We start from the raw sequence: 23,360 nt of genomic DNA on the forward strand, positions 1-23,360 counted from the left end.
TGAGTCGGGGGGCGAAGAGCGCCCGTCCGGTGGCCGTGCCGAGGCACGCCGGGCCTCACAGAGAAGTGGAAATGGCGGCCGCCGCAGAGGGCCAGAACCCGTCGGCGGAGGCCGGCGCGGTGGTCCCGGCGGCCCGAACGGGTCCGGCCGGGGCCCTGGGAAGGGGGGTCCTCCCGGCAAGAAGAGGATCATCGACTACCCGCGCTTCGACAAGTACGGATGGCGCCGCTGGATGCCCTCCTGGAAGCTGGTCTCCGGTCTCTGCCTGCTCTTCTTCGGCAGCCTGGTGGCCGCCGTCGGCGTCGGGTACGCCATGGTCAGCATTCCCAGCGAGAACACCGCCGCGAAGTCCCAGAACAACGTCTACTACTGGTCCGACGGCACCCAGATGGTCGCCACCGGCACCGGGGCCAACCGTCAGAACGTCACCATCGACCAGATTCCCAAGGCCATGCAGTGGTCGGTGATCTCGGCCGAGAACAAGAGCTTCTATACGGACTCGGGCGTCGACCCCATGGGTATCGCCCGGGCGCTGGCCAACATGGCGCGGGGCGGTCAGACGCAGGGTGGTTCGACGATCACCCAGCAGTTCGTCAAGAACACCTACCTGAGCCAGGAACAGACGGTCACCCGCAAGTTCAAGGAGATGTTCATCTCCATCAAGGTGGGCACCAGGCTCACCAAGCAGCAGATCCTCCAGGGCTACCTGAACACCTCGTACTACGGCCGTGGCGCCTACGGCATCCAGGCCGCCGCGCAGACCTACTACGGCGTGGACGCGGTCAAGCTCAAGCCGAGCCAGTGCGCCTTCCTCGCGGCCCTGCTGAAGGGCCCGACGTACTACGACCCGATGGGCAGCGAGAGCATCGACCCCACGGCGACCGCCGCGGCCAACACCGCGCGCTCCAAGGCGCGTTGGAGCTGGATCCTGGAGCAGATGCACAACGACAAGCGCATCACGGACGCCGAGTACCAGACGGCCATCAAGAAGTACCCGACGCCGCAGGGACTGAAGGCGACCAAGGGCATGACCGGCCAGATCAGCTATCTGGTCGACACCGCCAAGAAGTACGTCCTGAACCACTCGGACATCTCGCAGACCCAGTTCGACCAAGGCGGCTTCCAGATCTACACGACCTTCCAGAAGAGCAAGGTCAACGATCTGAGCGCGGCCGTGAAGAAGGTCCAGAAGGAACGCCTCGACCCGAAGAAGCGCACCCTGGACAAGTACGTCCAGTTCGGCGCGGCGTCGGTGCTGCCGAACGACGGAGCGATCGTCGCGCTCTACGGCGGTGACGGCTACGAGAACGGCCACTTCACCAACAACGCCGACACCTCGGGTGTCCCCGTGGGTTCGACGTGGAAACCGTTCGTGCTCGCCGCGGCCATGGAGTACGGCACGTACAAGACGGACGGCGTCGGCATCTCGCCGCTCAGCAAGTACAACGGCAACGACCATCTCAAGGTCATGAACCAGGACGGGTCGTACGTCCTGAACAAGGACAACTCGACCTTCTTCCAGAACAACGAGAGCGACCACGCCTGGGGCTACATCACCCTGCGCAAGGCGATGGAGCAGTCCATCAACACGCCGTACGTGCAGTTGGGCGTTGACGTCGGCATGACGAAGGTGCGGGACGTCGCCAAGGCGGCGGGCATTCTGGACCAGAGCATGGCGAAGAACCTCAACCCGTCCTTCGCCATCGGTACGTCGACTCCCAGCGCGATCCGGATGGCCGACGCCTACGCGACGTTCGCCGCCTCCGGTACGCAGGTGGACCCGTACTCCGTGACCGAGGTCAAGAAGGACGGGCAGGAGATGAGCGGCTTCACGAAGCCGAAGACCAAGCAGGCGATGCCGGAGAACGTGGCGAACAACGTCACGGACACCCTGGAGAACGTCATTCAGAACGGTACGGCGACGAGCGCGAAGGCGCTGGGCCGTGCGGCGGCCGGCAAGACCGGTACCACCGACAGCAACAAGTCGGCCTGGTTCGTCGGTTACACCCGGCAGCTCTCGACGTCGATCGCGATGTTCAGGGAGAACCCGAAGGACCATGAGCTGCTCTCCATGAACGGCACGGCCGGCGTGGCATCCATCCACGGTGGTGACATCCCGACCTCGGTCTGGACCGCGTACATGGAGGCCGCGCTGAAGGGAAAGTCCGACCCGGGCTTCCCCGACGCGACCAAGATCGACAAGATCGAGAACGAGGCGGGCGCCCCGACGCCGACGCCGACGCCGGTCATCACGCCCCATGAGACGCCGAGCGAGACGCCCAGCGAGACCCCGAGCGAGACGCCCAGTCCGAGCCCCTCACCGACCGACTCCTGCCGGTTCGCCGGGCTGTGCAACGGCGACACGGGAGGAACGGACAACGGCGGCACCGACGGGGGCGTGACCTCCTCGCCGTCAGCTTCGGAGTCGGCAACGAGCGGGACCACCCGAGGCAGCGGCAACGGAGGCATCTTCGGGGGCCAGAACGGTTAGCGGCCATATCGCCCGAGAAGGGTGTTTCACGTGAAACATGGGCCGTCGCATCTCACGAGGTGCGGCGGCCCTCGGCGTATTCCTAGACGCGTACGGCAGGATGTGCCCCATGCCCAGTGCAGAACTGACGCCCACGAGCGTGCACGAGCCGGATCCGGTACGGCCGACCAGGGAAGACGAGGTCGCTGCCGCCGCCAGTGAACTGATCGGTGGTCCCATCGGCCGACGGGCCCTGCTGGGGACGTCCTGGTGGACCCCCGTGCGGGTCGTGGTACTCGTGGCGATCGGCATCTTCGCCCTCGGACTGGTCCAGAAGGCGCCCTGCTACGACGGCGGCTGGTTCTTCGGCGCCAGCTCGCAGTACACGCACGCGTGCTACTCGGACATCCCGCACCTCTATCAGGGGCGCGGCTTCGCCGACGGTCTCGTGCCGTACTTCGACAAGCTCCCCGGCGACATGCAGTACCTCGAATACCCGGTGCTGACCGGTGTGTTCATGGAGGTGGCCGCCTGGCTCACCCCGGGCAGCGGCAGCATCCAGGACCAGGAACAGTGGTACTGGATGGTCAACGCCGGGATGCTGATGGCGTGCGCGGCCATCATCGTCGTCTGCGTCAGCCGTACGCACGCCCGCCGCCCCTGGGACGGTCTGCTGGTCGCTCTGGCGCCCGCCTTCGCGCTGACAGCCACCATCAACTGGGACCTGCTGGCGGTCGCTCTGACGGCCGCGGCGATGCTGATGTGGTCCCGGAGTCGTCCCGTCGCCTTCGGAGTCCTCCTGGGGCTCGCCACGGCCGCCAAGCTCTATCCGGTGTTCCTGCTCGGCCCCTTGCTCGTGCTGTGCTGGCGTGCGGGGAAGTGGCGGGGGTTCGGGAAGGCGCTGGGCGGAGCGACGGTCGCCTGGCTCGTCGTGAACCTGCCGGTGATGCTGTTCGCCTTCGACGGCTGGTCGAAGTTCTACACGTTCAGCCAGGAACGGGGCGTCGACTTCGGCTCCTTCTGGCTGATCCTGGCCCAGAACTCGACCGACCCCCTCAGCACCGACACCGTCAACACCTTCGCCACCCTGCTGATGCTGGTGGGCTGCGCGGGTATCGCGGCCCTCACGCTGACAGCGCCGCGCCGGCCCCGCTTCGCCCAACTGGCCTTCCTGATCGTCGCGGCGTTCATCCTCACCAACAAGGTGTACTCGCCGCAGTACGTCCTGTGGCTGGTCCCGCTGGCCGTGCTGGCCCGGCCGAAGTGGCGGGACTTCCTGATCTGGCAGGCCTGCGAGGTGGCGTACTTCCTGGGCATCTGGATGTACCTCGCCTACACGACGAGCGGAGACGCCCATAAGGGGCTGCCGACCGACGGATACCACTGGGCGATCGGCCTGCATCTGCTGGGGACGTTCTACCTCTGCGCCATGGTCGTACGCGACATCCTGCTGCCGGACCGGGACCCGGTGCGCCGGGCCGGTGACGACGACCCCTCGGGCGGCGTCCTGGACGGCGCGGAGGACGTCTTCGTCGTAGGCTCCGCGGCTCGTCCCCCGCGCCACGCGGCCTCCTTCGACACCCCGCAGGTCGAGTGGGGCACCCGGGACCCGGCCGACGGTTCGCTCTGAGCGAACAGGGCGTCAGAGACACAGCCGGACCAAGCGAGAGGCCGGGCACGGAAGGTTCCGTGCCCGGCCTCTCGGCTGTCGCCACGACGCGCGACGCTTGGGCCCTGCGGGCTCAGCGGTCCACGATGCGGTCGAACTGCGTCGTGGTGTGCCGCAGATGGGCCACCAGTTCCTCGCCCACCTTCGGCTCGGCCGCCTCGGCCGGCACGAAGAGGATCGAGACCTGCATGTGCGGCGGCTCGGCGAACCAGCGCTGCTTGCCGTCCCAGACGAACGGCGCGAGGTTCCGGTTGACCGTGGCGAGGCCGGCCCGTGCGACGCCCTTGGCGCGCGGCATGACGCCGTGCAGCGCCTTGGGGGCCTCCAGGCCCACCCCGTGCGACGTGCCGCCCGCCACGACCACCAGATAGCCGTCCGAGGCCGCTTTCTGCTGCCGGTAGCCGAAGCGGTCGCCCTTGGCGACACGGGTGACGTCCAGGACCGCGCCGCGGTACTCCGTGGCCTCGTGGTCCCCCAGCCACAGCCGGGTGCCGATCCGGGCCCGGAAGTGGGTCTGCGGGAACTGCTGCTGCAGCCGGGCGAGTTCCTCGGCCTTGAGGTGGCTGACGAACATCGTGTGCAGCGGCAGCCGGGCCGCGCGCAGCCGGTCCATCCAGCCGATGACCTCCTCGACGGCGTCCGAGCCGTCGGTCCGGTCCAGCGGAAGGTGGATGGCGAAGCCCTCCAGGCGGACGTTCTCTATGGCGGAGTGCAGTTGCGGCAGCTCCTGCTCGCTCACGCCGTGGCGCTTCATCGAGGACATCACCTCGATGACCACGCGTGCGCCCACGAGGCCGTACACGCCGTCGATGGACGACACGGAGCGGATGACCCGGTCCGGCAGCGGCACGGGCTCCTCGCCGCGGCGGTACGGCGTGAGCACCAGCAGGTCGCCGCCGAACCAGTCCTTGATACGCGCGGCCTCGTAGGTGGTGCCGACGGCGAGGACGTCAGCGCCCAGCCGTGTGGCCTCCTCTGCCAGCCGCTCGTGCCCGAAGCCGTAGCCGTTGCCCTTGCAGACCGGAACGAGACCCGGGAACTGCCCGGACACGTGCTTGTGATGCGCCCGCCAGCGTGCGGTGTCGACGTAGAGCGTGAGCGCCATGGCCGGACCCGGAACCTTTCTCGTGACTTCGGTGGATCTGAGGGACGGGAGGTCAGCGGCGCGACATGTAGATGTCGAGCGCCTTGTGGAGCAGCTTGTTCAGCGGGAAGTCCCACTCGCCGAGGTACTCGGCGGCCTGACCGCCTGTACCCACCTTGAACTGGATCAGACCGAAGAGGTGGTCGGTCTCGTCCAGCGAGTCGGAGATGCCGCGCAGGTCGTAGACGGTGGCACCGAGCGCGTAGGCGTCGCGCAGCATGCGCCACTGCATCGCGTTCGAGGGCCGGACCTCACGGCCGATGTTGTCGGAGGCACCGTAGGAGTACCAGACGTGCCCGCCGACCACCAGCATCGTCGCCGCGGAGAGGTTCACCCCGTTGTGCCGGGCGAAGTAAAGCCGCATCCGGTTCGGGTCCTCGGTGTTGAGGGCCGTCCACATGCGCTGGAAGTACGACAGCGGGCGGGGCCGGAAGTGGTCGCGCACGGCCGTGATCTCGTACAGCCGCTGCCACTCCTCAAGGTCGTGGTAGCCGCCCTGGACGACCTCGACACCGGCCCTCTCGGCCTTCTTGATGTTGCGGCGCCACAGCTGGTTGAAGTTCTTGTGGACCTCTTCCAGGGAGCGGTTCGCCAGCGGCACCTGGTAGACGTAGCGGGGCTGTACGTCGCCGAAGCCGGCGCCGCCGTCCTCACCCTGCTGCCAGCCCATGCGGCGCAGCTTGTCGGCCACCTCGAAGGCGCGGGGCTCGATGAAGTCGGCCTCGATGTCGCGCAGCCGCTTCACGTCCGGGTTCTGGATGCCCGCCTTGATGGAGGTGGCCTCCCAGCGGCGGATGATGACCGGCGGGCCCATCTTCACGGAGAACGCGCCCTGGTGCTTGAGGTGGGCGAGCATCGGCTGGATCCAGTCGTCCAGATTCGGCGCGAACCAGTTGATGACCGGGCCCTCGGGCAGATAGGCCAGATACCGCTTGATCTTGGGCAGCTGCCGGTAGAGCACCAGGCCCGCGCCGACCAGCTCGCCGGTCCCGTCGTCGAACCATCCGAGGTTCTCCGAGCGCCACTCGGCCTTCACATCGGCCCAGGCCGGAACCTGCATGTGACTCGCCGACGGCAGACTCTGGATGAATGCCAGATGCTGCTCTCGACTGATGGTCCTCAGGGTCAGGCTCATTCGGGGCGCTCCTCGGGCTGGGCTGTCCCCATGGGTTCAGGGGCTCCGGCTCTCGCGCCGAAGCCTACTGCGCCCGGCGAGCGCCCCGACTGGGCGTACGGCACCTTCGCCCCGGCCTGTGGCCCGCCGAGGTGTCTACGGTGTCGGAAAGGCGAGGTTTAGGGGGTCAGCCGATGACCCCGCCGAAGAGTCCGCCGTGTGCCATACCGAGGAAGAATCCTACGGCGGCGGCGCCGAGACCCAGGATCAGGCCGAAGCGTTCACGGGTGGTCACGGAGACCCACTGCCCGTACGCGCCGGTGAGGATGCCCAGCAGGCCGGCCCAGGAACTGAGCAGGTGCAGGCCGTGGAACCAGGCCGAGGCGAAGGCCGTCACGCCGAGCACCAGGGTCACCGCGAGCAGCGTGTCCTGGAGGGGATGGGATTTGCCGTCGGTGGCGAAGAGGGATCCGGCGGTGGTGGGTCGCAATGCCTGTGCCATATGGCACCTCCTGCGGAAGGCGGCGCATCGTAGCGCCGAACACACCCGATGTGTACAGACTGACGGTCCCCACCGCCGGATTTCAACCGGAAGCCGGTGTGCGGGTACTCTGTACTCTCTGCACCGGTGTCTGCCCATGCCGCGACGGTCCGGAACCCTCCCGGGAAACCCGATTGTCAGTGGCGACTGTTCTACTGGCACACACTGTTGCTCAACGCATCACAACCCTCCTGCCACGGAACGACCGTGGCCGTTGAGTCCAAAGGAGGTGGGTTCCACATGCGTCACTACGAGGTGATGGTCATCCTCGACCCCGATCTGGAGGAGCGCGCTGTCTCCCCCCTGATCGAGAACTTCCTCTCCGTCGTCCGTGAGGGCAACGGAAAGGTCGAGAAGGTCGACACCTGGGGGCGTCGTCGTCTCTCGTACGAGATCAAGAAGAAGCCCGAGGGCATCTACTCGGTCATCGACCTGCAGGCCGAGCCTGCGGTCGTCAAGGAGCTCGACCGCCAGATGAACCTGAACGAGTCGGTCCTCCGGACCAAGGTCCTCCGTCCCGAGACCCACTGAGCCTCCCGCTCAGCTGATCTCGGGATCCGAGTAGCAGCACCAAGCAGCCAGCAGCAAACCCGCCGAGAGGTTCCCCCATGGCAGGCGAGACCGTCATCACGGTCGTCGGCAATCTTGTCGACGACCCCGAGCTGCGCTTCACCCCTTCCGGTGCGGCGGTCGCGAAGTTCCGTGTCGCGTCCACTCCCCGCACCTTCGACCGCCAGACGAACGAGTGGAAGGACGGCGAAAGCCTCTTCCTCACCTGCTCGGTCTGGCGGCAGGCGGCGGAGAACGTCGCCGAATCGCTCCAGCGAGGCATGCGCGTCATCGTGCAGGGCCGGCTGAAGCAGCGGTCCTACGAGGACCGTGAGGGCGTCAAGCGCACGGTCTACGAACTGGACGTCGAGGAAGTCGGCGCCAGCCTGCGCAGTGCCACGGCCAAGGTCACCAAGACCGCCGGTCGCGGCGGCCAGGGTCAGGGCGGTTACAACGGTGGCGGCGGCGGCCAGGGTGGCGGCAGCTGGGGCGGAAGCTCCGGCGGCGGCCAGCAGGCCGGCGGTGCTCCTGCCGACGACCCGTGGGCGACCGGTGCTCCCGCCGGTGGCCAGCAGGCCGGCGGTGGCAGCGGCGGCGGTGGCGGCGGCTGGGGTGGAAACTCCGGCGCCGGCGGCAGTGGCGGCGGCTACTCGGACGAGCCCCCCTTCTAGGCCTCTGGCCGAAGGGTTGGGCCGTACCCACACTTCTTGATCACACAGGAGATACACCATGGCGAAGCCGCCTGTGCGCAAGCCGAAGAAGAAGGTCTGCGCATTCTGCAAGGACAAGGTCACGTACGTGGACTACAAGGACACGAACATGCTGCGGAAGTTCATTTCCGACCGCGGCAAGATCCGTGCCCGCCGCGTGACCGGCAACTGCACGCAGCATCAGCGTGACGTCGCCACGGCTGTGAAGAACAGCCGTGAGATGGCGCTGCTGCCCTACACCTCCACCGCGCGTTAAGGGAAGGGTGACCGAAAAATGAAGATCATCCTGACCCACGAGGTCTCTGGCCTCGGTGCCGCGGGCGACGTCGTTGACGTCAAGGACGGTTACGCTCGCAACTACCTGATCCCGCGGAATTTCGCTATCCGCTGGACCAAGGGCGGCGAGAAGGACGTCGAGCAGATCCGCCGTGCTCGCAAGATCCACGAGATCCAGACCATCGAGCAGGCCAACTCTGTGAAGGCCCAGCTCGAAGGCGTCAAGGTTCGTCTGGCCGTCCGCTCCGGCGACGCCGGTCGTCTCTTCGGTTCCGTCACCCCGGCTGACGTCGCTTCGGCGATCAAGGCTTCCGGTGGCCCCGAGGTCGACAAGCGTCGTATCGAGCTGAAGACCCCGATCAAGACGCTGGGCGCTCACGAGACGTCCGTGCGTCTGCACCCCGAGGTGGCCGCCAAGGTCAACATCGAGGTTGTCGCGGCCTGACCGTCGCGCTCGGCACAGCTGAGAGAGGGGCCGCACCCGAACGGGTGCGGCCCCTCTGTCGTGCTGGGGGGAAGTGTCACGGAGGCTGTTTCACGTGAAACGTCACAGGGGTCGATGTTTCACGTGAAACGGTCAGCGGGTGGCGCCCGTGACGATCCATCGACCCGAGCGGGTGCGGAGCCAGAGAGTCAGCATCCGCACTGCCATCATCAAGGTCATCGCTCCCCACAGTGCGGTGAGGGCACCGCCAAAGACCGGTACGAGCAGAGCCACGGGAGCGAAGACCGCCAGCGTCACGAGCATGGCCCAGGCGAGATACGGCCCGTCCCCCGCCCCCATGAGTACGCCGTCCAAGACAAAGACGACACCGCCGATCGGCTGGGAGAGCGCCACCAGGATCAGAGCGGGCAGCGCCGCGTCCTTGACGACGGAGTCGCTGGTGAACAGCGGCAGGAAGAGCGGGCGGGCCGCGATCACCAGCAGACCGAGGATCACTCCGACGGCGATGCCCCACTGCACCATCCGGCGACAGGCGGCCCGGGCTCCCTGGGCGTCGCCCGCACCGAGATAGCGCCCGATGATGGCCTGGCCCGCGATGGCGATGGCGTCCAGGGCGAAGGCCAGCAGACTCCACAGGGACAGGACGATCTGGTGGGCGGCGATGTCGGCGTCACCGAGCCGGGCCGCGATCGCCGTGGCGAGAAGCAGGATCGCCCGCAGCGAGAGGGTCCGTACGAGCAGGGGAGCGCCGGCCTGCGCGGAGGCTCTGATGCCGGTGGCATCCGGAAGGAGCGATGCGCCGTGCCGGCGGGCCCCGCGGACGACCACGGTGAGATAGACGGCGGCCATGCCCCACTGGGCGATGACGGTTCCCCAGGCGGAGCCGGCGATCCCGAGTCCGGCGCCGTAGACGAGTCCCAGGTTCAGGACCGCGTTGACGAGGAAGCCCGCGACGGCGACGTAGAGAGGTGTCCTGGTGTTCTGGAGTCCGCGTAGGACACCTGTTGCGGCAAGTACGACGAGCATGGCCGGGATACCGAGGGCCGAGATGCGCAGATAGGTCGTCGCGTACGGAGCCGCTGTGTCCGAGGCGCCGAAGAGGCTGACGAGAGCGGGGGCCGACGGGAGGGCGGCCGCGATGACGAGGCCACCGATCAGCAAGGCCAGCCAGATGCCGTCCATTCCCTGACGGATGGCCGCCTGGAGGTCGCCCGCACCGACGCGACGGGCGACGGCCGCGGTGGTGGCGTAGGCGAGGAAGACGAAGACGCTCACGGCGGTCGTCAGCAGGGCGGAGGCGACGCCGAGTCCGGCCAGTTGTGCCGTGCCGAGGTGGCCGACGATCGCGCTGTCGGCCATGACGAAGAGGGGCTCGGCGACGAGTGCGCCGAAGGCTGGGACGGCCAGTGCGACGATCTCTCGGTCGTGCCGTCGCCGGGTGGCACTGGGGGTCGCGGGAGCCTGTGTCATGAGCACCAATCTAACCATCCACAGGTAATAGATGCAATGGCCTAGTGACCCTTACCAATCCTTGCGTCGCGTAGGCTCTCGCGCACCGTTCGAAGCGATCTTGAACAGAGTCGGAAAGTTTTTTCTCTGCACAGCCGGTGGATGGGATAATGCCAGCTCAGATGGGGTGCGTTGGAAACGACGAGGTCTTGTTCACAGTGCTGTCCACCGGGTCGTGCACAGGTTTTGCCGAGTTCTCCACAGCATTGGGTCCGTCGTCCACATGGCCTGTGGATAACCAGATTGGCTGACGGTGCCCGCGGGCCTACGGTAGTCCGGCGCCCACTCCGCTCGTCGGCCTGGAAACCGTCATAAAACCGACGCGCCTGAACCGGAGTTGGGCGTCTTATTTTGTCAGTGCCGTGCCGTAGAAATAAGGGCACGGCGAGGTCCGCTCGGCGGACGGGAGGAGGTGGCTCGGTGAGTATTTCCGAGCCCTTGGACGACCCGTGGGCCGAGAGCGGTCCGGGGGACCGTCTGCCCGCCTCCCGCCGCCGCGGTGACTCAGGACGGGGCAGGGACGAGCAGCACGACCGTGGCCGGGAGAGCGGTGAATGGGACGGTGGAGGGGTCTCCTTCGAGCGGGTTCCGCCGCAGGACCTGGACGCCGAACAGTCCGTTTTGGGTGGCATGCTCCTGTCCAAGGACGCCATCGCGGACGTCGTGGAGGTCCTCAAGGGCCATGACTTCTACAAACCCGCGCACGAGACGATCTACCAGGCGATCCTCGACATCTACTCCAAGGGCGAGCCGGCCGACCCCATCACCATCGCCGCCGAACTCACCAAACGCGGAGAGATCAACAAAGTCGGCGGTGCCTCGTATCTGCACACGCTCGTCCAGACCGTGCCCACCGCGGCGAACGCGGAGTACTACGCGGAGATCGTCCACGAACGCGCGGTCCTGCGCCGCCTCGTCGAGGCCGGCACCCGCATCACACAGATGGGATACACGGGCGACGACGACGTCGACGAGATCGTCAACCGCGCGCAGGCGGAGATCTACGCGGTCACCGAGCAGCGCACCAGCGAGGACTATCTCCCCCTCGGCGACATCATGGAAGGCGCGCTCGACGAGATCGAGGCGATCGGTTCACGCAGCGGTGAGATGACGGGCGTGCCCACCGGTTTCACGGACCTCGACTCGCTCACCAACGGCCTGCATCCGGGCCAGATGATCGTCATCGCGGCCCGTCCCGCCATGGGAAAGTCCACCCTGGCACTGGACTTCGCCCGGGCCGCGTCGATCAAGCACAACCTTCCGAGCGTCATCTTCTCCCTCGAAATGGGACGCAACGAGATCGCGATGCGGCTGCTGTCCGCCGAGGCCCGCGTCGCTCTGCACCACATGCGTTCCGGGACGATGACCGACGACGACTGGACCCGTCTGGCGCGTCGGATGCCGGAGGTGTCCTCCGCACCACTCTTCATCGACGACTCGCCGAACCTGTCGATGATGGAGATCCGCGCGAAGTGCCGCCGGCTGAAGCAGCGCAACGACATCAAGTTGGTGATCATCGACTATCTCCAGCTGATGCAGGCCGGCGGTTCCAAGCGCTCCGAGAGCCGTCAGCAGGAGGTCTCGGACATGTCCCGTAACCTCAAACTGCTGGCGAAGGAGCTGGAGGTCCCGGTGATCGCGCTCTCGCAGCTCAACCGTGGCCCCGAGCAGCGTACGGACAAGAAGCCGATGGTGTCCGACCTGCGTGAGTCCGGCTCCATCGAGCAGGATGCCGACATGGTGATCCTGCTGCACCGTGAGGACGCCTACGAGAAGGAGTCGCCGCGCGCGGGCGAGGCGGACATCATCGTCGGCAAGCACCGTAACGGCCCCACAGCGACGATCACCGTCGCCTTCCAGGGCCACTACTCGCGCTTCGTCGACATGGCGCAGACGTGATGCCCGGCACTGGCTGCGGAGTCCCGGACTCCGCGTCCCGCGCCCAGGCGTGACGACCGCCCCCGTCCCCGTGTTGCCCGGCTACCTCTGCTCCAACGACGAACGATCCAGAATCTCTGGCTGAGCGTCCCGCAAATGACTGCCGTGTCCGGTGAAATGCGCTCGACGTGTGCCGCTCGGCCGGATGGACTGGTGGCATGACGACTTCTGACGAACAGCTGCTTCCCGCCACACGCCGTGCGCTGTTGCACCGGATCGCCGTGGCGCAGGCTGAAGGGCGCGCGCCATCGCTGGTCGCGGTCGTGGTGCGGGAGGGCCGGGCGGTGTGGCACGGTGCGCGGAGCTCGGTGCGGGGGCACGAGCCGGATGAGAACGTGCAGTACCGGATCGGATCGATCACCAAGACGTTCACCGCGGTTCTCGTGCTGCGGCTCCGGGACGAGGGCGCCCTCGATCTCGGTGATCCCCTGGAACGGCATCTGCCCGGCACCGGCGTGGGAGAGGTCACGATCGCCCAACTGCTCGCGCACACGGCTGGGTTGGCGGCAGAGTCGCCCGCCCCGTGGTGGGAGCGGACCTCGGGTGCCCTGCGTCCGGAACTCGGCGATGTGCTCGGCAAGCAGCCCCTCCTGCATCCGGCCGGTCGTCGGCACCACTATTCCAACCCCGGCTACACCCTGCTGGGCGCACTCGTCGAAGAGCTGCGCGGTGCGCCCTGGGAGGAGGTGCTGCGGCGCGAGGTGCTGGAGCCTCTCGGCCTCGACCGCACCAGCGGCCACCCGCAAGCACCGCACGCGGGCGGCTGGGCTGTTCATCCTTGGGCCGACACGCTGCTTCCCGAGCCCGCCGAGGATCTCGGCCGGATGGCACCGGCCGGTCAACTCTGGTCCACGACGGCCGATCTGGCGCGGTTCGCGGTCTTCCTGGCTCAAGGAGACAAGCGGGTACTGAGCGCAGAGTCGGTACGGGAGATGCGGACGCCGGCGGCTCCGGCCGAGGTGACGGACGTGGCCGACGGCTCCGCCTACGGACTCGGTCTGCAGATCCAGCACCGGGACGGCCGGCTGCTCGTGGGGCACTCCGGATCACTGCCGGGTTTCCTGGCCAACGTCACGATCAGCCTCGCGGACGACGTTGGGGCGGTGGTGCTGGCCAACTGCACCTCGGGCCCACCGGTGGCCGCGGTGGCGGCCGATCTCGTCCGGATCGTCGCCGAGGCGGAGCCCCGCATCCCCGACCCCTGGCGTCCGATGCGCGAAGTCGACAGCGCCGTCCTGGAGTTGGCGGGGCAGTGGTACTGGGGGACGCACGCCTTCGCCCTCCGGCTGACAGCCGACGGGGGCGCCGCGCTGGAGCCATTGGCCGTCAGCGGCCGACGTTCCCGGTTCCGCGCCAACGGCGACGGCACCTGGACCGGCTTGGAGGGCTACTACGCCGGAGAGCTGCTGCAGCCCGTACGACGGCCGGACGGGACCGTGAGCCACCTCGACCTGGGGTCGTTCGTCTTCACCCGTCAGCCGTACGAGGAGAGCGCTTCTGCGCCCGGTGGGGTCGACCCGGCGGGCTGGCGCGGGATCAGCTGGTAACCGTCCACCGCCGAGTGCCCTGTTTCACGTGAAACATCATGTTCTGCGGCGCGGCGGGGCAGTGCCCGGAACGGGACGTGCCGACTTCGTCGGTAAGGAGTCGTTTCAGAGGGACAGCTTGAAGCCCACGTGTGAGGCGGTGAAGCCGAGCCGCTCGTAGAACCGATGGGCGTCGGTGCGAGTGGCGTCGGAGGTCAGCTGGACCAGTCGGCAGCCCTGGCGGCGGGATTCGGTGATCGCCCACTCGATGAACTGGGTGCCCAGTCCGCTGCCGCGTTCGTCGCGGTGAATGCGTACGGCTTCGATGATCGAACGGGTGGAGCCCTTGTGGGACAGTCCAGGGACGATCGTGAGCTGGAGGGTGCCCACCACCCTGTCCTCCCGGACGGCGACGACCAGTTGCTGGTTGGGGTCGGCGGTCAGGCGTTCCAGGGCAGCCAGGTACGGCGTCAGATCGTCCGGTGACTCGCGCTGCGCGCCCAGACGGTCGTCGGCGAGCATCGACACGATGGCGGGGACGTCATCGGTTACGGCGGCACGGATCTCAAGATCTCCCATGGCCGCACCCTATGCGGCGCCACCTGCGGCGGGCACCGCCAGGGCGGTCGAGTTCACCGACTCCACGACCCTCACGAGGGGTGCCAGTTCCGGGTTCAGGGCCGCCTCGTCCAGCGCCTCGCGCAGCGCCGTGTCATTGGTGGGGCGTGCTTCCCTGAGCAGGGACAGGCCCGCTTCGGTGACATTCGTGTAGATGCCGCGCCGGTCGGTCGGGCACAGGTAGCGGGTGAGCAGACCGCGGTCCTCCAGCCGGGTGACCAGTCGGGTGGTGGCGCTCTGGCTGAGGACGACCGCGTCGGCGACCTGCTTCATCTGCAGATGGCCACCGTCGCCGTCGTGCTGCCTGCTGAGGACGTCGAGCAGGGAGTACTCACGTGCGCTCAATCCGTGTCCGGCCTGCAGAGCGCGCTCTATGTGTGCCTCGATCCTTCCGTGCAGCAGAGCGAGGGCGCACCAGCCCTGGGCCAGTGCGGTGAGCGCGGGGTCTGTCGCGGTCATTGCTGTTCCTCCGTCCCGGAGCGGCTGGAACCAGGATAGAGCAGAAGTGCACTATCCCGCGCTTGCACTTAACCCGCGCCTGCAACTATTGTGAACGCACGCTAAATGCTCCTGCAACCGTTCTGGAAGGGTATCCCCATGCCTCTCGCGCTTCTGGCCCTCGCGATCGGGGCCTTCGGAATCGGCACGACCGAATTCGTGATCATGGGCCTGCTGCCCGATGTCGCGAGCGACTTCGGCGTCTCCATCCCCACCGCCGGTCTACTGGTCACGGGCTACGCGCTCGGTGTGATGTTCGGTGCGCCGCTGATGACCGTGCTGGGCACCAAGATCTCCCGCAAGCGGATGCTGATGCTGCTGATGGGCCTGTTCATCGTCGGCAACCTTGTCTCCGCCCTCGCCCCGACCTTCGAGGTGATGCTGATCGGCCGCGTGGTGGCCTCGCTCGCCCACGGAGCCTTCTTCGGCATCGGCTCCGTCGTCGCTGCCGAACTCGTCGCCCCGGAGAAGAAGGCCGGAGCCATCTCGATGATGTTCACCGGCCTGACCGTGGCCAACGTCGTCGGCGTCCCCCTGGGCACCCTTGTCGGTCAGGCCGCGAGCTGGCGCGTCACCTTTGGGCTCGTCGCGGCCCTCGGCGTGATCGGACTAGCCGGTATCGCCAAGCTCGTCCCCGACATGCCCAAGCCGGAGGGTGTACGCCTGCGCCACGAACTGGCCGTCCTGAAGAACACCCAGGTTCTGCTCGCCATGGCGATGACCGTCCTCGGCTTCGGCGGAGTCTTCGCGGCCGTCACCTATATCGCACCGATGATGACCCACATCGCCGGCTTCGCCGACGGCTCCGTCACCTGGCTGCTCGTCCTCTTCGGCCTCGGCATGGTCGGCGGCAACCTCGTCGGCGGAAGGTTCGCCGACCGCGCCCTGATGCCCATGCTGTACGTCTCACTGGGCGCCCTCGCCGTGGTGCTCGCGCTCTTCACGGTCACCGCGCACAACAAGGTCACCGCAGCCGTCACGATCGTCCTCATCGGAGCCCTGGGGTTCGCGACGGTGCCCCCGCTGCAGAAGCGGGTCCTCGACCAGGCGCACGGCGCTCCGACGCTGGCCTCGGCCGTGAACATCGGCGCCTTCAACCTCGGAAACGCCCTGTCCGCCTGGCTCGGCGGACTCGTCATCTCGGCCGGTCTCGGCTACACCGCGCCCAACTGGGTCGGCGCCGTCCTCGCCGCGAGTGCGCTCGTCCTCGCCGTTCTCTCGGCAGCGCTGGAGCGCCGCGGCGGCACGCGGCACGCCGTGGTGGCGAATGGTGCGGCGGCCGAGCGGCAGACCGCCGCCGTCCACCACTGACCCGCGGGACCGGAACCGGGAAGCGCGGCGGCCCGGACGCCGGCACCGCGCGCGGCACTAGGAGACCGGCCACCTGACACCCGCGGCAGCGCATCAACCAGACACCACGAACACTCGCACGCAACACCCAAGGAGAACACCGTGAGCACCACCACCGCCGTCGTCCCGCTGACCATCCAGGACGCGGAAACCCTCGTCGCCGCGGCCCGGTACACCGCCGAGGGTGCCGGAGTGGCGGTCAGCGTCACCGTGCTGGACGCCGGAGGGCATCTGCTCGCCTTCCGCCGGGACGACCGGGCCGTGCTGATCTCCGGCGAGACCAGCACCCGCAAGGCTTACACGGCGCTCCAACTGGGCGCTCCCACCAGGGACCTCGTCGACGCCGTCCAGCCCGGGGGTCCCTTCCACACGCTGCCCACCGCGCTCGACCGTCCGCTGCTGTTCATCGCGGACGGTCGGCCCGTACACCGCGACGGCCGTCTGATCGGTGCGATCGGGGTGGGCAGCGGTGCCCCGGAGCAGGACCACGGCTTCGCCACGGCCGCCGTCGAGACACTCGCCTGATCCCGCATCTTGGTGCAGACGCCGGCTCCCCCGCGGTTCCGTACGGCGGGGAAGGCGGCACTCGTCGTACCCCGAGGGGTCAGCCCGTAGCCACCATCAGCGGAGCGAACCGCTGCGTCCAGTCGCCGGGCAACTCCGTGATCCCGTACGCCATGACGGCCCGGACCGCGACGGACGCCAGACCCCGCTCCTCGGTCCACGCCACCAGGTCCTCATGACGGACGTCGATGTCGGTGCGCAGCGGACGGTCGGTGTGCGCGGCGACTGAGGCGATCAGCGCCTTCGCCGTCTCCTGGTCGCGGGCGATCAACGGGCCGACGACATGACAGTCCGCGGAGGGCCACACCGCCGCGTACCCGATGATCCGGCCGTGCTCCTCGGCAACCCTCAACTGGTCGGCGAATGCGGGCAGTCGAGTGATGAGGAGGGTCCGATCGGCACCGAACACCGTCTCGTCGAGCCGCAGGATCGCGGTGAGGTCCGCGGCGGTGGCCGCACGTGTGGTCGCCCGGAGCGGGGGCCCACCCGGGGTGAACTGTCCACGCAGCATGGCCGATTGTCCGACGATCTTGAAGCCGAGCTCCTCGTACAGCGGGCGGCCGTGCGGCGTCGCGTACAAGGTGAGGGGTGTGGGCCCCTTCAGGGAGAGCACGTGGCGCATCAGCCGGCGTCCGATGCCCTGACGCGCATGCCGTTCGGCGACCAGGACCATGCCGAGGGCGCCGAGATCCGGCCGTTCATGGGGGCCGTACTCCGTGACGACACAGGAGGCGATCAGACCTCCCTCGGGGTCGTCGATGCCGTATCCCTGACCGGCGCTGAGGAGGAAGCCCCACCTGTGTTCCTGGCGCTGCCACCCCCGGCCCTCGGACAGATCGGCGCAGGCGTGGAGATCGCGAAGCGTCAGTCGGCGGATGGGCTGGGTAGCGGGGGAAGTTGTCGGCACGCAGGTCAGGCTGTCCGACGTGCGCCTTGGCGTCCAGCTGTTTCGGGGGAGACGTACGGGCTTTTGGCCATGTCGTCGTCATCCGTCCAACGGGCGGACGGGATCCGGATGTTTCACGTGAAACACCGGCTAAGAGCGGACACCGATATGCCCGTAAAAGAAGAAGCGGTCGGGCATGCCCCTGCCCGGAGGTCCCATAACCTCGCCTCCCATGACGCGACTTCATCTCTTCGATCTCGACGGCACACTGTTGCACGGCACCACCGCACCCGTGGAAATCTCCCGGCAGCTCGGTCTGGAGGCCGAAGCGATGGCGCTCGACGTGGCGGTCTCTGCGGGGCGGATCGGGCCGCCGGAGTATGCGGCGAACGCGTACACGTTGTGGTCCGACCTCACCGAGGCGCATGTGACGGCGGCTTTCGAAGGCGCCCCATGGCTGGCGCGGATCCGCGAGGTCTGGGCGGCGATCAGGGGGGCGGGCGAATACTGCGCGGTGGTGTCGCTCTCGCCTTCGTTCTTCGTGGAACGGCTCACGGGGTGGGGAGCGCACGCGGCCTACGGATCGCGCTTCCCGGCCGTGCCGTTCACCGAACCCATGGACTTGGCCGGAGTGCTCACCGCCGCCGCCAAGGTACGGATCGCGGACCAGTTGTGCGCCGAGTTCGGGGTGACGAGGGCCGAGTGCGTCGCCTACGGCGACTCGCTCTCGGACAAGGACCTCTTCGGAGTGGTGCCGGTCTCCGTGGCGGTCAACGCGGATCTGCATCTGTCGAGCATCGCGACGCACGCGTACGCGGGGCTGGATCTGTGGGATGCCTACGAACTGGTGCGCCGAACGGCGTAGTTGAGGGCACAAGCCGGCCGATAGACCGGTGGTCGGAGGTGCTGTCCCGGTGCTCTTGGCGTCAGCCGAGATCGGGTGCGTGCAGCGCTTGTACGCCCTCGATGTTGGCGTCCAGATAGTGCCGCAGCGAGAGCGGCACGAGGTGGACGGAGGCGATGCCGACCCGAGTGAACGGGATGCGGACGATCTCGTACTCGCCGAGGGGCTCCTCGATCTCGGGCCCGTGCCGCAGGGCGGGATCCATGGAGCCGAGGTGGCAGACGAAGAAGTGCTGCACCTTCACACCGGTCGCGCCGCCGTCCTCACCGATGTGCTCCACGGTGTCGACGAAGCAGGGCACCACATCGGTGATCTTGGCGCCGAGCTCCTCGTACACCTCGCGGTGCAGGGCGTCGACGACCGTCGAGTCCTCGGGCTCGACACCGCCACCGGGTGTGACCCAGTAGGGATCGACCCCCGGCTTGGTGCGTTTGATCAGAATCAGAGCGTCGCCGTCCAGAAGAACGGCGCGTGCGGTGCGCTTGACCACGGGTCGAACGGTCATGGGAGGAATGTGGCCCCGCTGGTTCCACGTGAAACATCGCGAAGCGTCACCTGAGTTGATCAGCGCGTGACGTCCCACCGTCGTGGCGCGCCACGAGGCGGAAATCCCTGCTCAGCACCAGTCCACCGCGGCCTGTTGGAGCCACTCGTGGGCCCGGGCGATGGGCGGCATCGCGAGCGTTCCCGTCCGTACGACCAGGAAGTACGTCCGTAGCGGAGGTACCGGGGGATCGTGCAGGGGGACGACATCACCGCGTTCCAGTGCCTCCCTGCACAGATAGCGGGGCAGTACGGCGAGCCCGGCGCCCGCCACGGCGCAGGCGAGGACGGCGCGCAGGTCGGGGACGATGACCGTGCCCGAGGCGGCAGGGCGGGCGTCGAACACGGATGCCCAGTAGCGGGAGACGAAGGGGAGCGACTCGTGGACCTCGACCACGGGGAGGTTGTCCAGCGGGGTGGCGCTCTTGGGGCGCGGTGGCGCCGAGCTGATCCGCTCGGGCCAGCGTGGAGCGGCCACCAGGACGTGTTCCTCGTCGCAGAGCGCAGTCGCCGTCAGCAAAGAGCCGCGCGGACGGGCCGTCGTGATGGCCAGATCATGATGCCCGGCGGCCAGCCCTTCCAAGGTCTCCTCCGCGTTCCCGAAGGAGGCCCGCAGCGAGAAACCCTGGCCGTCGTCGCCGATCAGCCGGGTGAGGGCGGGCAGGGCTCGTTCGGCGGTGAACTCCGGGGGTCCGGCGAGATGGAGGGTGCGCAGGGCGGAATCGTCGTCGAGGCCGGTCTCGGCTATCTCCACCAGAGCGTCGAGATGAGGTGCGGCCTTGTGGGCGAGTTCGTCGCCCACGGTCGTGGGGGTGACCCCGCGGGCCTGACGCAGAAACAGCGGGCGCCCCAACTGCCTTTCCAGAGTACGTATCTGTGAGGTCACCGCTGGCTGCGAGAGACCGAGGAGGGCGGCGGCGCGGGTGAAGGAGCCGGCCCGGTGCACGGTCACGAAGGTGCGCAGCAAGGCCAGATCCACAGTGCGCCCTCCCCTCCCCTTCCCCGCCCCGCGTTCGGCTCGGGCAAGGTCCAACTATAAATAAGTCGATAGCTTCCTGTCGTTACTGTGATTGGACACTGACACAGAGTCAACTAGCCTGGTTTGCGCGGTTCTCGGCGCGCGGAACCGGGACGGTCCGAGCCACGAGGGGGGAGGCTCGGACCGTCCGCCGGGCCTCTCCGGACGCCGATCGGCACACCGCCGTGAAAGCGTGCACCGCACCGAGGGGTCCGGAGCGCACGCCGGTCAGCGCGCCGACTCCTCCAGCGCGCGCAGTACGTCCGCCACCAGGTCCGCGGGATCCTCGGCGCCGACGGAGAAGCGAACGAAGCCCTCCGGCACCGCGTCCCCTCCCCAGCGTCCACGTCGCTCGGCCGTGGAGCGCACCCCCCCGAAGCTGGTCGCGTCGTCCACGAGCCGCAGCGCGTCGAGGAAACGCTCTGCACGCGCGCGTGAGGGCAGCGTGAACGAAACCACACACCCGTAGCGCCGCATCTGCTGCGCGGCGATCTTGTGGGAGGGATCGTCGGGCAGTCCCGGGTAGCGCAGCCCGGCCACCTCGGGCCGGGCGCGCAGAGCCTCGGCGAGCGTGCCGGCGGAGGCGTTCTGCCGATCGACGCGCAACTGGAGCGTGGCGATCGAACGGTGGGCCAGCCAGGCCTCCATGGGCCCGGGGATCGCGCCGACGATCTTGCGCCAACGGCGCACGGCGGCCATCGCGGTCGCGTCGGTACCGCTGACGTACCCCAGGAGGATGTCTCCGTGCCCGGTGAGCTGCTTGGTGCCGCTGGCCACGGAGAAGTCGGCGCCCAGCTCCAGCGGGCGCTGCCCCAGGGGCGTGGCGAGGGTGTTGTCGACGGCCACCAGGGCACCACGGGCGTGTGCCGCGTCGGCGAGCCGTCGTACGTCGCAGACGTCGAGCCCGGGGTTGGACGGGGTCTCGATCCACAGCAGCTTCGCCCCGTCGAGGACGCCGAGCTGGGCGTCGCCGGCGGTCGGCGCGGTGCGTACCTCGATGCCGTACGCCTCCAGCTGCGCGCGCACCAGGGGCAGCACCTGGTAGCCGTCGTCGGGCAGCACGACCGCGTCTCCGGCGCGCAGCTGGGAGAAGAGCACCGACGAGATGGCGGCCATCCCCGAGGCGAACACCAGCGTCTGGGCGTCGTCGCGCTCGGGCGCCTCCAGCTCGCCGATGGCGCGCTCCAGGTGGGTCCAGGTCGGGTTCTCGTCACGGCCGTAGGTGTACGGGCCGGTCGCCTCGCCCGGCAGATGGAAGTGGGCGGCGAACACCGGTCCGGGCAGGGTGGGTTCGTGCTTGACAGGCTCCGGCAGTCCGGCCCGCACCGCGCGCGTGCCGTCACCGGCGGAGACGGGCAGGGCCGCCCCCGTCCCGCCGCGGGCGCCCTCGTCTCTCGCGGAATCGCTCATGTCGCCTGTTCCTCCACTCGCTCACGTACCGCGGCGAGCAGACCCTCGCTCGCCGCCTCCACCATCTCAAGACACTCCTCGAAACCGTCGCGGCCCCCGTAGTACGGGTCCGGTACGTCGAGATCGTCGCCGGCGGCCGGGTCGTAGGAGCGGAGCAGGTGGATCTTCTCCGCGTCCCGTGCCGTGGGCGCGAGGCGGCGCAGGGCCTTGAGGTGGCCGCTGTCGAGGGCGATGACGAGGTCCAGGCGGGAGAACCACGACGACCGGAACCGGCGGGCCGTGTGGTCGCTCCCGTAGCCGTGCTCCGCCAGGACGGAGACGGCGCGCGGGTCGGCGCCGTCGCCCTCGTGCCAGCCCTCCGTGCCCGCGCTGTCGACCGTGACCAGGTCGCCGAGCCCGGCCTCCTGCACGCGTGCGTGGAGGACGGATTCGGCCATCGGGGAACGGCAGATGTTGCCGGTGCAGACGAAGGTGACGCGATACGCCATGGGAGGTTCAGTCCTCGCCGTCGGGCATGACCACGTTCAGCGCCCAGGAGACGATCGAGATGATCAGGCCGCCCAGGACCGCCGTCCAGAAGCCTTCGACGTGGAAGCTCAGGTCGAGCTTGTCGGCCAGCCAGGAGGTCAGCAACAGCATCAGCGCGTTGACCACCAGGGTGATCAGTCCGAGCGTCAGGATGAAGAGCGGGAAGGTGAGCACCTTCACGATCGGTTTGACGAGGAAGTTCACCAGACCGAAGACCAGCGCGACGAGAAGCAGCGTGCCGGTTTTCTTGCCCGTGCTGTCACCGGTCAGGGTGATCTTGTCGAGCAGCCAGACGGCGACCGCCAGGGCCCCTGCGTTGGCGATCGTCTTGACTAGGAAATTCTTCATGTGTCTGATCGTGGCAGAAGAGATCTGCTCCGAGTATGGACGAGGGCTATGAAGGCATTCCGGTTGGATGAACTGGAGGCGGAACGTGCCGCCAACGACGGCGCGTACCTGCAGTTTCTGCGGGAAAGGAACATGTCGGTCGGCCTCTACGCGCTGGACGCGGGCGAGCAGGACCGGCAGCAGCCGCACGGCCAGGACGAGGTGTACTTCGTCGTCAGCGGCCGGGCGGCGATCACCGTCGGCCTGGAGACGACCCAGGTGGCGCGCGGCAGCGTGGTCTACGTGCCGGCCGGGGTGGCCCACAAGTTCCACCACATCAGCGAGGACCTGCGGGTTCTGGTGGTCTTCTCTCCGCCCGAAGCGTGAGGCCCCGTCTCAGGGTTCCCTAAGGGACCGGTCAGGGGAGGACAAGGGATGCGAGGCCCCCGTTCGGCTGCCGCCCGCCCTAGCATCGAGTCAGGACAGCGGAAGGCCCGGCCGCGGACGCGCCGGACATCGACAGGACCCGGCATCAGCGGCGGGCGGAAAGGTAAGGACGAGGGCTATGCGAGGCATCTTCGCGGGACTGCCGTGGTGGGTGAAGTGGGTCGCGGTACCGGTCATCGCTCTGTTCGTGTTCGGTGGCCTGATAGCCACCGTCGTGGGATTCGTCATCGGACTGCTCTTCAAGGCGCTGATCTTCGTGGCGCTGGTCGGCGGACTGGTCTATATCGTGCGGAAGTTCACGTCGAGCTCCTCGTCGCGCAGCGACTGGTGAGTGCCACGGGCAACCGGTGACCTGAGACGGACGTCACCGGTTCCC

The 23,360-nt window shown here is 68.1% G+C and carries 25 protein-coding genes; 13 read left to right on the top strand and 12 right to left on the bottom strand.

The window, feature by feature from the left end; genetic code table 11:
• The first annotated feature begins 232 nt into the window (after nt 1-232).
• Nucleotides 233-2,491: a transglycosylase domain-containing protein gene (locus tag ABZT12_RS02935; protein ID WP_356376199.1), complete on the top strand. Its 2,259-nt coding sequence runs from the start codon at nt 233-235 to the stop codon at nt 2,489-2,491.
• 100 nt (nt 2,492-2,591) lie between these two features.
• A complete protein-coding gene (locus ABZT12_RS02940) occupies nt 2,592-4,100 on the top strand; it encodes a glycosyltransferase 87 family protein (RefSeq protein ID WP_356376203.1) in 1,509 nt (502 codons plus the stop codon).
• Between the two features lie 112 nt (nt 4,101-4,212).
• Here ABZT12_RS02940 and ABZT12_RS02945 read toward each other — a convergent pair whose 3' ends face one another.
• The 3 genes from ABZT12_RS02945 to ABZT12_RS02955 all read right to left on the bottom strand — a co-directional run bounded on the left by ABZT12_RS02945 (nt 4,213) and on the right by ABZT12_RS02955 (nt 6,899).
• A complete protein-coding gene (locus tag ABZT12_RS02945) occupies nt 4,213-5,244 on the bottom strand; it encodes an alanine racemase (RefSeq protein ID WP_356376206.1) in 1,032 nt (343 codons plus the stop codon).
• A gap of 52 nt (nt 5,245-5,296) precedes the next feature.
• Nucleotides 5,297-6,418, bottom strand: a complete 1,122-nt coding sequence (gene femX / locus ABZT12_RS02950; protein ID WP_356376209.1) for a peptidoglycan bridge formation glycyltransferase FemX — start codon at nt 6,416-6,418, stop codon at nt 5,297-5,299.
• Nucleotides 6,419-6,584: 166 nt separating this feature from the next.
• Nucleotides 6,585-6,899 (bottom strand): hypothetical protein, encoded by a 315-nt coding sequence (locus tag ABZT12_RS02955; RefSeq protein ID WP_356376212.1) that lies wholly within the window; start codon nt 6,897-6,899, stop codon nt 6,585-6,587.
• A gap of 279 nt (nt 6,900-7,178) precedes the next feature.
• On the opposite strand from ABZT12_RS02955, the gene rpsF reads away from it, so the two are divergent.
• The 4 genes from rpsF to rplI all read left to right on the top strand — a co-directional run bounded on the left by rpsF (nt 7,179) and on the right by rplI (nt 8,918).
• Nucleotides 7,179-7,469, top strand: coding sequence for a 30S ribosomal protein S6 (rpsF, locus tag ABZT12_RS02960; RefSeq protein WP_006604399.1), 291 nt, complete (start codon nt 7,179-7,181; stop codon nt 7,467-7,469).
• Between the two features lie 77 nt (nt 7,470-7,546).
• Complete coding sequence (locus ABZT12_RS02965) at nt 7,547-8,158, top strand: single-stranded DNA-binding protein (protein ID WP_356376215.1); 612 nt, start codon at nt 7,547-7,549, stop codon at nt 8,156-8,158.
• 58 nt (nt 8,159-8,216) lie between these two features.
• Nucleotides 8,217-8,453, top strand: coding sequence for a 30S ribosomal protein S18 (gene rpsR / locus ABZT12_RS02970; RefSeq protein ID WP_003949403.1), 237 nt, complete (start codon nt 8,217-8,219; stop codon nt 8,451-8,453).
• Between the two features lie 18 nt (nt 8,454-8,471).
• A complete protein-coding gene (rplI, locus tag ABZT12_RS02975; RefSeq protein ID WP_356376217.1) occupies nt 8,472-8,918 on the top strand; it encodes a 50S ribosomal protein L9 in 447 nt (148 codons plus the stop codon).
• 132 nt (nt 8,919-9,050) lie between these two features.
• On the opposite strand, the gene ABZT12_RS02980 is transcribed toward rplI, so the two are convergent.
• A complete protein-coding gene (locus tag ABZT12_RS02980; RefSeq protein ID WP_356376220.1) occupies nt 9,051-10,388 on the bottom strand; it encodes an MATE family efflux transporter in 1,338 nt (445 codons plus the stop codon).
• Nucleotides 10,389-10,847: 459 nt separating this feature from the next.
• On the opposite strand from ABZT12_RS02980, the gene dnaB reads away from it, so the two are divergent.
• Together dnaB and ABZT12_RS02990 are read left to right on the top strand one after the other, a co-directional pair.
• Nucleotides 10,848-12,326, top strand: coding sequence for a replicative DNA helicase (gene dnaB / locus ABZT12_RS02985; RefSeq protein WP_356376223.1), 1,479 nt, complete (start codon nt 10,848-10,850; stop codon nt 12,324-12,326).
• Between the two features lie 197 nt (nt 12,327-12,523).
• On the top strand, nt 12,524-13,912 hold the full coding sequence (locus ABZT12_RS02990; RefSeq protein WP_356376226.1) for a serine hydrolase domain-containing protein: 1,389 nt from the start codon (nt 12,524-12,526) through the stop codon (nt 13,910-13,912).
• Between the two features lie 105 nt (nt 13,913-14,017).
• Here ABZT12_RS02990 and ABZT12_RS02995 read toward each other — a convergent pair whose 3' ends face one another.
• The gene (locus ABZT12_RS02995) at nt 14,018-14,470 is read right to left on the bottom strand and encodes a GNAT family N-acetyltransferase (protein ID WP_356376229.1); all 453 of its coding nucleotides are present in this window, start codon (nt 14,468-14,470) and stop codon (nt 14,018-14,020) included.
• A gap of 9 nt (nt 14,471-14,479) precedes the next feature.
• Entirely contained in the window at nt 14,480-14,968 is a 489-nt protein-coding gene (locus ABZT12_RS03000) for a MarR family transcriptional regulator (protein WP_356376232.1), read from the bottom strand.
• Nucleotides 14,969-15,106: 138 nt separating this feature from the next.
• Between ABZT12_RS03000 and ABZT12_RS03005 the strand changes: the two genes are divergently transcribed.
• Nucleotides 15,107-16,318 carry an MFS transporter gene (locus ABZT12_RS03005; RefSeq protein ID WP_356376235.1) on the top strand — a complete coding sequence of 404 codons (1,212 nt, stop codon included), beginning with the start codon at nt 15,107-15,109 and terminating at the stop codon, nt 16,316-16,318.
• A gap of 141 nt (nt 16,319-16,459) precedes the next feature.
• The gene (locus ABZT12_RS03010; RefSeq protein ID WP_356376238.1) at nt 16,460-16,882 is read left to right on the top strand and encodes a heme-binding protein; all 423 of its coding nucleotides are present in this window, start codon (nt 16,460-16,462) and stop codon (nt 16,880-16,882) included.
• 79 nt (nt 16,883-16,961) lie between these two features.
• Here the strand turns inward: ABZT12_RS03010 and ABZT12_RS03015 are convergent, their stop codons facing one another.
• Entirely contained in the window at nt 16,962-17,828 is an 867-nt protein-coding gene (locus ABZT12_RS03015) for a GNAT family N-acetyltransferase (protein ID WP_356376241.1), read from the bottom strand.
• 211 nt (nt 17,829-18,039) lie between these two features.
• Here ABZT12_RS03015 and ABZT12_RS03020 point away from each other — a divergent pair, with 211 nt between their 5' ends.
• A complete protein-coding gene (locus tag ABZT12_RS03020) occupies nt 18,040-18,672 on the top strand; it encodes a haloacid dehalogenase-like hydrolase (protein WP_356376244.1) in 633 nt (210 codons plus the stop codon).
• Between the two features lie 61 nt (nt 18,673-18,733).
• Here ABZT12_RS03020 and ABZT12_RS03025 read toward each other — a convergent pair whose 3' ends face one another.
• The 5 genes from ABZT12_RS03025 to ABZT12_RS03045 form a co-directional block, all read right to left on the bottom strand.
• Nucleotides 18,734-19,216 carry an NUDIX hydrolase gene (locus tag ABZT12_RS03025; protein WP_356376247.1) on the bottom strand — a complete coding sequence of 161 codons (483 nt, stop codon included), beginning with the start codon at nt 19,214-19,216 and terminating at the stop codon, nt 18,734-18,736.
• Nucleotides 19,217-19,327: 111 nt separating this feature from the next.
• Nucleotides 19,328-20,233 carry a LysR family transcriptional regulator gene (locus ABZT12_RS03030; RefSeq protein ID WP_356376249.1) on the bottom strand — a complete coding sequence of 302 codons (906 nt, stop codon included), beginning with the start codon at nt 20,231-20,233 and terminating at the stop codon, nt 19,328-19,330.
• A 267-nt stretch (nt 20,234-20,500) separates the two neighbouring features.
• Nucleotides 20,501-21,682 (bottom strand): cystathionine gamma-lyase, encoded by a 1,182-nt coding sequence (locus ABZT12_RS03035; protein ID WP_356376252.1) that lies wholly within the window; start codon nt 21,680-21,682, stop codon nt 20,501-20,503.
• Nucleotides 21,679-22,170 (bottom strand): low molecular weight protein-tyrosine-phosphatase, encoded by a 492-nt coding sequence (locus tag ABZT12_RS03040; RefSeq protein WP_356376255.1) that lies wholly within the window; start codon nt 22,168-22,170, stop codon nt 21,679-21,681. The genes ABZT12_RS03035 and ABZT12_RS03040 overlap by 4 nt, the downstream gene beginning before the upstream one ends.
• A gap of 7 nt (nt 22,171-22,177) precedes the next feature.
• Complete coding sequence (locus ABZT12_RS03045; RefSeq protein ID WP_356376259.1) at nt 22,178-22,558, bottom strand: phage holin family protein; 381 nt, start codon at nt 22,556-22,558, stop codon at nt 22,178-22,180.
• A 48-nt stretch (nt 22,559-22,606) separates the two neighbouring features.
• Here ABZT12_RS03045 and ABZT12_RS03050 point away from each other — a divergent pair, with 48 nt between their 5' ends.
• The gene (locus ABZT12_RS03050) at nt 22,607-22,924 is read left to right on the top strand and encodes a cupin domain-containing protein (RefSeq protein ID WP_356376262.1); all 318 of its coding nucleotides are present in this window, start codon (nt 22,607-22,609) and stop codon (nt 22,922-22,924) included.
• A gap of 178 nt (nt 22,925-23,102) precedes the next feature.
• Nucleotides 23,103-23,315, top strand: a complete 213-nt coding sequence (locus ABZT12_RS03055) for a DUF5326 family protein (protein ID WP_356376264.1) — start codon at nt 23,103-23,105, stop codon at nt 23,313-23,315.
• Nucleotides 23,316-23,360 lie beyond the last annotated feature (45 nt).

The sequence above is a fragment of the Streptomyces sp. NPDC005423 genome (assembly GCF_040606415.1).
Classification (GTDB): domain Bacteria; phylum Actinomycetota; class Actinomycetes; order Streptomycetales; family Streptomycetaceae; genus Streptomyces.

What these genes read in the sequence shown, in the direction of transcription:
- ABZT12_RS02935 (WP_356376199.1), top strand. Translation starts at nt 233, where the DNA reads ATGCCCTCCTGGAAGCTGGTCTCCGGTCTCTGCCTGCTCTTCTTCGGC.
- ABZT12_RS02940 (WP_356376203.1), top strand. Translation starts at nt 2,592, where the DNA reads ATGTGCCCCATGCCCAGTGCAGAACTGACGCCCACGAGCGTGCACGAG.
- ABZT12_RS02945 (WP_356376206.1), bottom strand. Translation starts at nt 5,244, where the DNA reads ATGGCGCTCACGCTCTACGTCGACACCGCACGCTGGCGGGCGCATCAC.
- femX (WP_356376209.1), bottom strand. Translation starts at nt 6,418, where the DNA reads ATGAGCCTGACCCTGAGGACCATCAGTCGAGAGCAGCATCTGGCATTC.
- ABZT12_RS02955 (WP_356376212.1), bottom strand. Translation starts at nt 6,899, where the DNA reads ATGGCACAGGCATTGCGACCCACCACCGCCGGATCCCTCTTCGCCACC.
- rpsF (WP_006604399.1), top strand. Translation starts at nt 7,179, where the DNA reads ATGCGTCACTACGAGGTGATGGTCATCCTCGACCCCGATCTGGAGGAG.
- ABZT12_RS02965 (WP_356376215.1), top strand. Translation starts at nt 7,547, where the DNA reads ATGGCAGGCGAGACCGTCATCACGGTCGTCGGCAATCTTGTCGACGAC.
- rpsR (WP_003949403.1), top strand. Translation starts at nt 8,217, where the DNA reads ATGGCGAAGCCGCCTGTGCGCAAGCCGAAGAAGAAGGTCTGCGCATTC.
- rplI (WP_356376217.1), top strand. Translation starts at nt 8,472, where the DNA reads ATGAAGATCATCCTGACCCACGAGGTCTCTGGCCTCGGTGCCGCGGGC.
- ABZT12_RS02980 (WP_356376220.1), bottom strand. Translation starts at nt 10,388, where the DNA reads ATGACACAGGCTCCCGCGACCCCCAGTGCCACCCGGCGACGGCACGAC.
- ABZT12_RS02990 (WP_356376226.1), top strand. Translation starts at nt 12,524, where the DNA reads ATGACGACTTCTGACGAACAGCTGCTTCCCGCCACACGCCGTGCGCTG.
- ABZT12_RS02995 (WP_356376229.1), bottom strand. Translation starts at nt 14,470, where the DNA reads ATGGGAGATCTTGAGATCCGTGCCGCCGTAACCGATGACGTCCCCGCC.
- ABZT12_RS03000 (WP_356376232.1), bottom strand. Translation starts at nt 14,968, where the DNA reads ATGACCGCGACAGACCCCGCGCTCACCGCACTGGCCCAGGGCTGGTGC.
- ABZT12_RS03005 (WP_356376235.1), top strand. Translation starts at nt 15,107, where the DNA reads ATGCCTCTCGCGCTTCTGGCCCTCGCGATCGGGGCCTTCGGAATCGGC.
- ABZT12_RS03020 (WP_356376244.1), top strand. Translation starts at nt 18,040, where the DNA reads ATGACGCGACTTCATCTCTTCGATCTCGACGGCACACTGTTGCACGGC.
- ABZT12_RS03025 (WP_356376247.1), bottom strand. Translation starts at nt 19,216, where the DNA reads ATGACCGTTCGACCCGTGGTCAAGCGCACCGCACGCGCCGTTCTTCTG.
- ABZT12_RS03035 (WP_356376252.1), bottom strand. Translation starts at nt 21,682, where the DNA reads ATGAGCGATTCCGCGAGAGACGAGGGCGCCCGCGGCGGGACGGGGGCG.
- ABZT12_RS03040 (WP_356376255.1), bottom strand. Translation starts at nt 22,170, where the DNA reads ATGGCGTATCGCGTCACCTTCGTCTGCACCGGCAACATCTGCCGTTCC.
- ABZT12_RS03045 (WP_356376259.1), bottom strand. Translation starts at nt 22,558, where the DNA reads ATGAAGAATTTCCTAGTCAAGACGATCGCCAACGCAGGGGCCCTGGCG.
- ABZT12_RS03050 (WP_356376262.1), top strand. Translation starts at nt 22,607, where the DNA reads ATGAAGGCATTCCGGTTGGATGAACTGGAGGCGGAACGTGCCGCCAAC.
- ABZT12_RS03055 (WP_356376264.1), top strand. Translation starts at nt 23,103, where the DNA reads ATGCGAGGCATCTTCGCGGGACTGCCGTGGTGGGTGAAGTGGGTCGCG.